This window comes from Nonomuraea sp. NPDC049625, from assembly GCF_040675285.1.
Lineage (GTDB): Bacteria > Actinomycetota > Actinomycetes > Streptosporangiales > Streptosporangiaceae > Nonomuraea > Nonomuraea angiospora_A.
The window spans coordinates 315694-326616 of record NZ_JBFAOQ010000017.1 but is presented as its reverse complement, the minus strand read 5'-3'; the positions used below and the strand labels follow the sequence as shown (position 1 = coordinate 326616).

The following is a 10923-nucleotide window of genomic DNA, read 5'->3' as shown; positions in this document are numbered from 1 at the left end:
GGCTGCCTCCAGCTTTACTCCGCCGCTACGACGGCGAAGGAATGGATGGTCTTTCACCCCCATCCGGAACTAACCGCACCTCGTGGCGCACTTGTAGCCGTTCCACATCAGCTCGCTGCCCTTGGCCGCCCAGCGGGTGTCGAGGTCGTAGGGCGAGGCCAGCCGGTATCTGCCCGGCGGCAGGCCCTCGCCGCCCTGGTCGAGGTCCTGCCGCCGTTTGATCACCCGCCGTCCCCGCCGGTCGGTGATGCGCACATAGTGCTGGATCAGCATGACGCGCAGCGTGTTAACGGCCGGCAGGTGGCGCAGCCAGACCGGAGAGAACGGCGCATACACGACTTCGACCAGCGCATACCCGTCCGCCCCGTAGACGCGCGCCAGTTCTTCCTGTTTGGTCTTGGAGATGGGCATCCGCCAGGAATCGACCCGCAGCTCATAGCGCTCAGCCCAGCCGGGCACCTCCAGCACCTGCCACACCCAGCCGGGCGCGGCCACCGCCAGCGCCTCCAACGCGGCCCGCACGCATTCCCCGGCCAGTTCCACCCGGTTCACATCTTGCACCGCGGAGATCACATGGGTGGAGTCGGTGCGCTGCTTGCCACCCGCCGCTAGCATGCCGCGCTCCTGCAACGCCGCCAGCAGCAGATCCAGCGGCTTTTCCTCCAGCTCATGAGCGATCACCCGGCTTCGGAACTCACTCAGCACGCTGGCGTCAAAGCCCGGGTCGTCCAGGTCCAGGCCGAGCGCGTACTTCCAGGTCAGATCGGTGGCGACCGCTTCGGCGGCCTGCCGGTCGGTGAGGTTACCCGCCCGCTGCAACACTGTGATCAACGCCAGGCGTCCCGGCGACCAGCCCGGCCGGCCCTCCTTGCCGAAGGCGCCTGCGAACGCCTCATCGGCGAAGACTTCGCCCAGTTCATCACGCACTCGGACCGGTAACGGCACCTGCCGCTTGCCTCGGTAGATCGCCCGGATCGCCGCAGCGACCTCGGGCGTCGGCTCCGGCCACGGCATCGGCTGCATTGACACAGCTACCTCTATCCATCCTGCAGCCAGGACGAAGACGGCGGCTGCTCCCACGGGCGTGATCAAGGACAGGAAGCCATCAGATCACGAACCAGCCGACACCGGGCGAGTTAACCAGCAGGGTCGTACACGCCAGGAGCGCCCGATCGGCCCAACCCGGCTTCGGGCGGGCGAACTGACGCTTCAACACGGCCACCTCATGGCGGAGCACCATGACCTCGACATCCTTGGACGCCTGACCACGACCCAGCAACACCAGCCAGCCGAACACCCGAACCATGATCAGATACAGCAGACGAACCGGCACAAGCCGCGATCTTGCCCGTACCGCTGCTGAAGGTCAAAACCGCAGATCAAGCACCCTGCGATGCGTTATGAAACGGTACAGGTTGCCAGCGAGTAGATCCTCCCGCACCGCATGGATCAACGCGGCGCGCAGCGTCGCCCGAATTCGCTCCAACGTGGATGCGCCAATTAGCTCACCGTACCGAGTCCGCCGCCGCCCCAACGCCACAAACATGCGCGTCACGTCCCGCCGGGACAACTCCGCCAGCTTGGCGGATTAGCCCGGATTGCCTCTCGGGATCGTTCTGGAAAGCCTCAAGCCGCATTTCCGCTGTTCCTTAAAGTGTGCGCCTAGCTTTAGCTGAGGCGCGTTCTTCCGTAGCAGTTGATGCCTTTTCTTGCGAAACTGAATCGAACTGATATTTTCCGCCAAGAAGGGCCGTTCTACTTTCTCCATCAGGCGGTCCAAGACGCGTTGGCTGAATGGGGAGACCGGCATCCGGAGCACCCGTCATCAATCGCTGGTGCTCGAAGTCCTAACGCGCTAAACTCATACATACCTTTGCCCGGGCGATGGTTCAGTCAAGGGAATATTCCCTGACCAGGGCTCTGGAGGTGACTCGAGTCGAAGCGCAGTCTTCACGTACTCACAAGGCCCATAGGGAGAAACCAGTGACTCCAGCCCAACCAGCTTCTTACAACATCATTGTGCCCCAAGGTCCAGAGCCGAGCCCAGGAGAGCTGAATAGTCACCACGGGCCGGGGTGGGCCTGGGCGCGATTCTCCCGACCATGGCGTGAGGGGCGCCCATCCCCAAGGTACCGGTGGACGACGTTCGGCACAGTTGATCAGGCCATCGGTGACCTTGTGCGGTGCTTGGAGGACGGAATGGTCGGCGAACGCGGCGCGGAGGGCGCCGCGGTGCTGCGGACTCATGGGGTGCGCCGACAACTGGTGCTGTGCGACCCCCAAGCCCAGTGGGCGTGTGTCGTCTGCGAAGTCCCGTCCGGCGTGCACTTGTCAGATGCGGGTGATGCGTTCTTCGCCGACTGGAGGTCGGCGATGTTCCCCCGCCGTTTCGAGATCTTAAGCGCTGGCCGGCCGACGATCTGGTAAAGTCCCGCACCCAGCCGCCCTTGCCAGGTCTCGCTCTTCGATGGGAATTCCGGGCTGACGCCGAGTAAGGACGAGCAGTGCGTCAGCCGAGAATTACATCCGCCCAGGCCATTTCGGCCAGGCGACTTGACGCCGCAGCACCGCCACCTCATGCCGGAGCACCATGATCTCGGCGTCCTTGACCGCCTCGCTTCGGCCCAGCAGCGCCAGTCAGCCGAACACCCGGATCATGAGCGGTATAGAAGACGGAGGGACCCAAGAAACGATCTTTCCCGTACCGCCGCATCAGATCAACCTGCAGGTCAAGCGCCTTCGACCACTTTTGAAGCGGTACAGGTTCTTCCACTTGTAGAACAGTGAGGTGATCTCAGCGAAATAGTTCGGGCGATTGGGATTTTCTGGACGCCGCCGGTGGCGTTCCGGGCCTTTCGGGAGGAGTCGCCGAAGGCCGGAAACAGACGGAGCCCCCGGTAGAAGAGGTCTCACCACAAGAATCTCAGCCGGCCGGAAGGCTCCAGTAGGCTCGGCCGAGCGGCGAGGTGTCAACGAACGAGCTGCTGATCCTTTTCCGCTCGGCCTGCCCCCGAACCCGCCGTGCGAGCTTTCCCCGCAACGGGCTCTCCAGTGATCATTTCGTGAGTGATGCGGCTGGGTGTCGGTGGATGTGGGTGTGGCAGAGACCGCAGACCACCAGGGTCTTGCGGCGTCGCTTTGCCATGGTGTTCATCCAGTCGGGGCGGGGCTGTCCCGGTTTGCCGAGGTCGGCGAGTTTGCGGATGTGGTGGACCTGGGTGGGTTCACGTTTTCCGCAGAGTTCGCATCTGCCTGCGAGGAGACGGGTGATGAGTTCCTTGCGGCGGATCTGTCCCGGGTCGGGAGGGCGGTCGATGAGGGCCGCCGTGCGCTGCCGTTTGAGTGGAATGCCGCCGAATCGTGCGACCAGTGGTTTCCTGCCGTTCCCTCGGTCGGCGCTGACCTGGATGCAGGTGCGCAGCCCGTGGGGTGTGGGGATCTTGTCCTTGTAGCGGCGGGCCGTTTTCGACACCGTGGATCGGTGTTTGGCGGCCAGCGTCTTCAACAGCGAGGTCTGCATGACCCAGCACAGCCGGGACAGCCGGTAGACGTCGCCAGCCAGCAGGTAGTACTGGACGATGCCCCGGTACTCCGCACCGTAGGTGCTGATGATCGTGTGATCGTCGAAGTTCATCAGCTCGGTGCGCCGCTCGGGTTTGCCGTGCTGGAAGTAGGGGGCGCATCTGGCCTTGATCACCGCCGTGGGCACGCGCAGTCGGACGATGCCGTTGACCGCGCGGCGTCCGCGCTTGAGCGTCTGGTCACCGTGCTGGACGGTGATCTCGTAGCCGAGGAATTTCGCCGCGCCGGTCCGGGCGTGCGTGATCAGTGTCTTGGCCTGGTTGAGTTCCAGCTTGAGGTTGTCGTGCAGGAACTTGGCCAGGCGTTGCTTGATCTCCTCGGCTTCGGCCTTGGGTCCGGTGAACCCGAGCAAAGTGTCGTCGGCGTAGCGTGCGTATCGAAGCCGCCGGTAGTCGGGGTCTTGTGGATCTGCGCTGGGCAGTTGTCGCTGCCGTTTGCGCAGGCGACGCAGGGCGGCATGGTCTCGCTGTTTGCGGGCTTGGGCGATCGCGTTCTGCACCTTGACATATTCGGGGTTGCGTTTCCGGCGCCCCCCTCGGGTATATTCCGGTATGAGAACTGTCTCGACGAATTCGTCCAGCCGATGCAGGTATATGTTGGAAAGGATTGGCGAGACCACTCCGCCTTGTGGCGCTCCGGAGAGTGTGGTGTTCCATATCCAATCCTCCAGATAGCCCGCTTGGAGCATGTTCCGCAGCAGGCGCAGAAACCTGTTATCCCGGACCTTCTCCGCCAGGATGGATAGCAAGACCTGATGATCGAGCGATCCGAAGCAGTCGGAGATGTCTCCTTCGATAAACCACACGGTTCCCGTCCATGAGGTTGCCACCTCGTTCAACGCGGTATGACATCCGCGTCGCGGGCGGAACCCGTGTGAGCGGTCGGAGAACTGCGGTTCGTAATACGCATCGAGGAGCAGGCGTATCACTTCGCCGACAAGCTTATCCGACCAGGACGGCAGGCCGAGCGGTCTATCCTTTCCGTTCTTTTTCGGGATGTAGATGCGCTTGACCGGTTTCCATCGGTAGCGCTCGTGGCGCAGCGCATCGATGATCCGCTCGATCTTGTCCAGAGACATGCCGTCCGCGGTCTCTGCGCTGACCCCCCGGGGTCATGGCGCCCTTGTTGGCATAGATACGCCCGTAGGCCAGCAGATATAACTGCGGGTTGAACAACTGTCGATACAGCTCATCACACGGCAGGCCGCGCCTGCCGCGCTCACGAAGGACACTCAACACCGTTTCGGCGCTCTGCATTGCGCATGCCTCCCGGTCTTCGAATGTCCGACCACCTGTTCCCCTTCGCCCTGCGGACGGGTTTCCCGTCCTCCCTGACAGGCCGTTACTCCTGCGACTACTACGGGAACTGCGTTACCGTAGGGCTCGCGCCCCTTAGGCAATCCCACGTTCGTCCCTGCGATACGTCTCTAGCGCGACTTAGGCGTCCCACTCATCTCCTTTGATATCCTCACTGGACATCGCTCCATGCCCCGGAGGTGTATCGACCATCACGTTATGCCGACACAGGGTTGGCGCCGGTCTCAGACGTCTTTCCGACGGGCCTAAGCTTGAGCCTTCTGGAGATTGGGCTTCAAACAATCAAGTCTTCACCGTATCGCGCGGATCCCTCAGCGCACCGTCCCATACGCCTGGGCACGGTCGCTGATTTCCTGCCATGCTGCTGTCCCCTTGACCTTTCGGCACCCAGGTAAGGCATCGGATCCAGGAATCTCCTCCGAATTCCTCCCGGCTGGGCCGGGGATATCGCAAAGCGTTTTCGTGGCGCACCGTGATTGCTCATCGTGCCACGCTCGACGTCTCCCGCGCACTCGTTCAGTACGTCGCGCGACTCCTGCACGACGAACGCCGACTGCGTGGCACCCCGCAGGGCAGCCGAGCCTTGAGCCCGTTCCGGCAGGCGGTCATGGTGGTGCGCTGGTTCCGCGGCGAACACGACATCCCCAAGCTCGGCCGTGAGCATCGCATCTCTCGGGCCACCGCCTACGGCTACATCCACGAAGGCATCGGAGTTCTCTCAGCTCAAGCACCTGATCTGCACGAAGCCCTCGACCGCGCCCAAGCCGAAGGACTGGCGTATGTGATCCTGGACGCCACCCTGATCCCGATCGACCGCTGCGCCGAGCAGACCATCAGCGTCAAGGGCGAGGCCATCGACGCCTGGTACTCCGGCAAGGCCCACCAGCACGCCGGCAACCTCCAGGCCCTCTCGGCACCAGACGGCCTGCCGTTGTGGATCGGCGAGGTGACCCCCGGCTCCGTCCACGACCTCACCGCCGCCCGCGCACAGGTTCTCGGCGCGCTGTACGCCGCAGCCGCACACGGCCTGCCCACCCTCGCCGACAGCGGCTACGACGGCGCCGGAATCGGCATCCACACATCGATCAAACAGCCCGAAGGAAACCAGATCCTCAGCCCGGACAACCGCACCTACAACCGGCTCCTACGCGCCTTGCGCTGTCTCGGCGAACGCGGATTCGCCCTGCTCAAAGGCCGCTGGCGGACCCTCCAGCACATCACCGTCAGCCCCAGCAGAATCGGTGACATCGCCCGCGCAGCACTTGTCCTCACCCATTTCGAGCACGACCATCTACCGGCAATTCGCTGAGATCACGTCAGTGACTGCGAAACACCCAACGCCCGGCAGGAGGTGACGTGGTCGACGCCGTACTCGGTCTTCTGGGAGCAGATGAAAGCCGCCACGCTCACCGGCCCATCGCCTCTTTGACCCACAAGACCACCGAGCGATCCGCGACAATCCGCCCGTGTGGATACCGCCGCGACCGTCGCGCGGACGTGCCTGGTCCCGCGCAGGGAGCGCACCAGATCCCGGCTTTAGGTGGCGATGCCGCATCGCCGCGGCGGACAGATGGTGACGACCGTCAGGCGTTCCCGGGTGTCAACAGTCATGGGTTCCTCATGTCATCGCACGGGCAGCACTGCCCTCGCCTCGGCGTAGGCCGCGTCGTGTGCGGTGAGGGCGATCTTCAGCGCTGACGTGACGTCGGCCAGCCGCCGGTCGAGGTCGTCGAGCGCGTGGTTCACGTAGTCGAGCGCGGATCCGTCCTGGATCGGGCTGCCGCCGATGCCCTCCAACAGCCGGCGCTGGACCAGCCGGTACTCCTCCATCGACGGCAGGCGCCACTCGCTCTGCTCCCGCAACGCGGCGAAGCCCTCCACGGCCTCGCGGAGCTCGGCATCGAGCCGGTCGAGCCGCGACTGCTCGTCCGCGAGCGTCTTTCTGGCCTCGGCGAGCCTGCGGCCGGCCTGCTCGGCTCGCGTTAGCGTCTCGGCGGTCCGCTCGCCGACCTTGACGAGCTGCTCCTCGGTGAGGATGACCAGCGCCTCGGCGGTCCCGGTCAGCTCCCGTTCGGCGGCACCCACCGCCGTCAGCTCCTCGTACCGCTCGTCGAGCCGGGCACGCTGGGCCTGCAAGTCGGAGAGCTGGCCCGCGAGCTCTCTCAGCCGCAGCAGCTCGCTCAGCTCGCCGGCCAGGCGGTCCCGTTCGGCCGCAGCGGTGCGCAGCTCGTCGATCGCGGGCCGCAGCTTGCGGAGGGTCGCACGGTCGGCCTCCAGACGCTGCCGCGTCCGGTGCAGATCCTCCAGGCAGGAGGCGACGTGCTCGCGGGTGGCCGGTCCAAGCGCGGCGATCTCCACGAGGTCAAGCACCCTGGCCGACAGGCCCGGGACGACGTCGAGCGCACCGGCCAAGTCCGTGACGAAGTCGAAGGCGGCGACGTCGTCCGTCGGGCCGATGCTCCCGCTCTGCCGGAAGACCGCCGCCAACGTGGCTTTCAGGTCGGCGAGTGGGTTATCGCTCATGCCCGTCCCTCCATCCCGATCAGGACCGGACCGCCCGCGCTGCCGTCGAACAGCAGGCCGAAAGGCGCACTTCGGACACCGATCCGGTAGTCGCCCGGTACGAGCCGGGCGAGGCTGACGTCGTGCCGCTCGCCCCGTACGAGGAGCGGAAGCTGCTCGGGAAGCGCCTTGCGCGCGCCCTTGCTCAGGACCAGCGGACTTCCGTCCAGCTCGGCGAACTCCCCCAGCCCCGCGGGCAACGGTAGCGCCACCTCCTCGAGCCGCCCATCGCGGATCCGGTGCATCGGCAGCCTGACCAGATCCGGCGGTGTTCCGAGCAGACCAGTACGTCCCTGCGCCACCTCGTACGCGCCGCGCGCGAGCGACTCCACGCCGAGCCTGCGGGGCTCGCGTCCGAGGCTGGCCTCGAGGGCCGTTTTGAGCGGCGGGAAGTCCGCGAACCTCCCCATGAGCAGGGCATCCGCGCCGGGAGCCGCAGGCAGCAGCGCTCGCATGCCCTCCGCGAACGCGGTGAACGTGTCGAGCACCAGGCCAGCTGCGACTCTCGGCGCCACCGGCTCGGAGCGTACGAACTCGTATCGCGCCGCCTGCCGGAGCACGGTCATGAGCCGCGCATCCCGCTCGGCCAGCATCCGAATCACCCCGGCCCGTGCGTCAGGAGGTGACGCTGCGGCCACCGCCGCGGCGAAGGCCCGCCCGCCCAGCGAGGGCTCGGTCACGACGACGAGCATCCGGATCATCCGCCGGCCGACTTCGGCCAGTGCCGCGGTGAAGGCCCGCTCCCCCGCGTCGCAGACCAGGACAAGCCCTTCGGCGGCGCAGGCCGCGGCCGCGGTCCTGGGCACCTGGCGTACCGGCCCCAGTGACGTCAGCAGCTGATGCAGCAGTTCCTCCTCGACCGCGCCCATGCCACCGGTGAGCAGGATGAGGCCGCCGTCCACGGCTTCGGGCAGCGTGCGCGCAGTGATCTCCGCCGGTACGGGCTGCGTCGTGAGCGACGTGCCGCTGATCCGGGTGAGGACGCCGTCCATGTCGAGCACCGCCGTCATCCGAACCCCCACCAGTTGTGGCCTCCGGTCAGGCCCTTGATGCGTCGTGCGACCTCCTTGAGCTTTTCCCTGACCTCGGCGCCCAGCAGGCGGCCTTCCGGCCGATCCGCGGCGGAGGTGAGCAGGCGGAGGTGGAAGTCGATCTCATGGAGCGCGTGAGCGGCGAGGTGCGCCCGTAGGTCCGGCTCGAAGGCCATGCCCTGCCCGGTGAACTGCGCCAGCAGCTCTCTGACCCAGAAGTCCACGCCACCGGGCGGGCTGTGCCGGGCCGCCAGCAGGCGGCGGGTCTCCACGAGCAGCAGGAGCACCTCCTGTCCCTCCGGATGCCACTGGGATCCGGCGATCCGCGCGTACACGTGGGCGGCCAGGCTGCCGTCGGCGCAGGCATCGGCGCACCAGACCGCCACGTGCCTGGGGAGCGCGTCCCTGGGCAGGGCTTTGAGCGTGGCCAGCGGCGCCTCCCTCCGCAACTGGGGATATCGCCCGGCGACAACATTCCACCAGTCTTGATAGTCGGCGCTGTCGCCGAGGTCCCGGGCGACAGCGCGCTCCGCCGCAACGGCGCACAGGAGCGGGACGCACGCGGGCCCGCCGTCCGCGCTGACCGCCGCCGCCAGGTCGAGCACCATCGCGGCCGTGCCGCATTCGGCGGCCCAGCGCCAGTCGCGCAACTGCTCGGTGAGCCCGCCGAGCAGCCGGTCGAGCGCGTGCGGCCGGGCCAGCCGCACGACGTCCATGAACCCTTGCGTGTAGCCCTGCGCTGCTGTCCGGAGGTACCGTGTCCGGCCCCCGAGCGAGAGGAGCAGCGCGTCGATCATGCCCTGCTCGACGGGGCCGGCCTGCTCCAGGCCTGCGAGCCGGTTGCACCAGTACGTGGTGTCGACCCGTTCCTGCCCGGCCAGCCAGGTGGCGAACGCCGGGATGACCAGCCCCAGTCTCTTGTACACGGCGGCGACCCGCAGGTAGTCGTACAGGCAGTTCGTCCCGTACGCGGCCAGCCGGTCGATCTCGTGATCCTTCAGCCTTCGGGTGGGCTCGGTGAGTATCGCGTCGAAGGGGCGAATCTGGGCCGGCAGCCGCTCCTTGAGCCGCGCGAGGAGCGCCGCCAGCTCCTCCTCTTGGTCCAGGAACTCCGTGATCAGCGCGAACACCAGGGGCAGGTCGTGCACCAGCGCGTTGAAGGTCCGCGGACGATCGGCGTCCAGCCACCGCTTGACGTGCGCCGCGGTGATGGCGAGGCAGCGCGGATCCGGCTCGTCGCCGTGGCGCTCGATCACGGCAGCGGCGTACGCGTCGCCCACGCCCAGTTTCTCGGCGGCGGACAAGTAGGCGGCCCCGCGATCGGGGTCCGGCCCCCGCAGGGCCGCCCTGCCGACACTCACCAGCCGGTCGAAGGGCTCGCGGCCACGGATGGCCAGCTCATTCCAAAGGCCGGTAATCACGGCGAGGTCTTCGACATCGGCGCAGCCGATCAGCTCGGTGAACACGGTCAGCCGGTCGTCGTACGCGTCCAGCAGCCGCCACTTTCCGGAGTCGAACAGGGATCGCAGGTCCTGGCGCGCCGCTTCCCCACGGCGGGCCGCCTCCAGCACCCGCTCGTGCCAGTCCAGCTCGCTCAGCATCATGACCGCCTGCTCCGGCGAGCTCACCGGGCGGGTCATCGTGCGGAGATGCCTGACGATCCGGGCGAGGCCTCCCTGCTTGCCGGACAGCTCGCGCAGCCGGCGCAGATAGGCGCCGGCCGCGAAGGGAGGAGCCGCGGGCGCGTGCCAGTCGAGCTCGTACGAGTCGGGCCGGTTGTGCCGGGAGAAGGCGAGCTTGACGTACTTGCTCCCGCCCTCGTGCCAGGTGCCGGCACTGTACGTCATGCGCGACCCGTACGGCAGCAGCGCGGCGACCGCGTCCAGGAACGCCAGCCGCCGCTCCATCGGCTCAGGGCAGCGCGTGACGGTTACCGACCCTTCCAGCACCATAGCGGCGGCGGTCGCGACCCGGTCGAACCCGAGCTCCGCGATCGACTCGGCCTGCTCGGCCGCGTCGGTCGCGGCCACCTCGGCGTACAGGGCCGTGCCCGGCTCCGGCAGGACCGCGTGGTCCAGCGCGGCGTACAGGTCCTGGTAGGACACGGCCTCCTCGCACACCGTCCCGTACGGCACCATGTAGTACCGGCTGTCCAGGATCGACCGCGACGCGCCGTCCGGGTCGGAGGACCAATTCTGGATGGTCAGGCCGAGGTATCTGACCTCGCCGTCGCCCACCTCGCTGATCGCCACCCAGGGCAGCGACCCGGGTGAGCCGGAGGCCGCCGGCGGGTTGCCGAGCGAGAACCGGGAGAGGATGTGCAGCAGGTCGCGGTCGGTGAAGGTGGACCCGCCCGACGCCATGATCGTGTAGTCCTCGTGGCTCTCGCGGGGCTTGCCGTGCCACGCCCAGCCGACTCGCGCCTTCACCAT

General features: G+C 66.9%; 7 protein-coding genes. 1 reads left to right on the top strand and 6 read right to left on the bottom strand.

Features of this window, described 5'->3' with window-relative positions:
• Positions 1-69: 69 nt before the first annotated feature.
• The 3 genes from AB0J87_RS50680 to AB0J87_RS50670 form a co-directional block, all read right to left on the bottom strand.
• On the bottom strand, positions 70-1023 hold the full coding sequence (locus AB0J87_RS50680) for a transposase (protein WP_363979837.1): 954 nt from the start codon (positions 1021-1023) through the stop codon (positions 70-72).
• 82 nt (positions 1024-1105) lie between these two features.
• Positions 1106-1333 (bottom strand): hypothetical protein, encoded by a 228-nt coding sequence (locus AB0J87_RS50675; protein WP_363979822.1) that lies wholly within the window; start codon positions 1331-1333, stop codon positions 1106-1108.
• 1722 nt (positions 1334-3055) lie between these two features.
• A complete protein-coding gene (locus AB0J87_RS50670) occupies positions 3056-4660 on the bottom strand; it encodes a reverse transcriptase domain-containing protein (RefSeq protein ID WP_363979819.1) in 1605 nt (534 codons plus the stop codon).
• Between the two features lie 710 nt (positions 4661-5370).
• Between AB0J87_RS50670 and AB0J87_RS50665 the strand changes: the two genes are divergently transcribed.
• Positions 5371-6207, top strand: a complete 837-nt coding sequence (locus AB0J87_RS50665) for a transposase family protein (RefSeq protein ID WP_363979816.1) — start codon at positions 5371-5373, stop codon at positions 6205-6207.
• Between the two features lie 314 nt (positions 6208-6521).
• Here the strand turns inward: AB0J87_RS50665 and AB0J87_RS50660 are convergent, their stop codons facing one another.
• The 3 genes from AB0J87_RS50660 to AB0J87_RS50650 are packed head-to-tail and all read right to left on the bottom strand — an operon-like array spanning position 6522 to position 10923.
• Positions 6522-7421, bottom strand: a complete 900-nt coding sequence (locus AB0J87_RS50660; RefSeq protein ID WP_363979813.1) for a hypothetical protein — start codon at positions 7419-7421, stop codon at positions 6522-6524.
• Positions 7418-8470 carry a hypothetical protein gene (locus AB0J87_RS50655; protein WP_363979810.1) on the bottom strand — a complete coding sequence of 351 codons (1053 nt, stop codon included), beginning with the start codon at positions 8468-8470 and terminating at the stop codon, positions 7418-7420. Before AB0J87_RS50655 ends, AB0J87_RS50660 begins: the two co-directional genes overlap by 4 nt.
• The gene (locus AB0J87_RS50650; RefSeq protein WP_363979808.1) at positions 8467-10923 is read right to left on the bottom strand and encodes a hypothetical protein; all 2457 of its coding nucleotides are present in this window, start codon (positions 10921-10923) and stop codon (positions 8467-8469) included. The genes AB0J87_RS50655 and AB0J87_RS50650 overlap by 4 nt, the downstream gene beginning before the upstream one ends.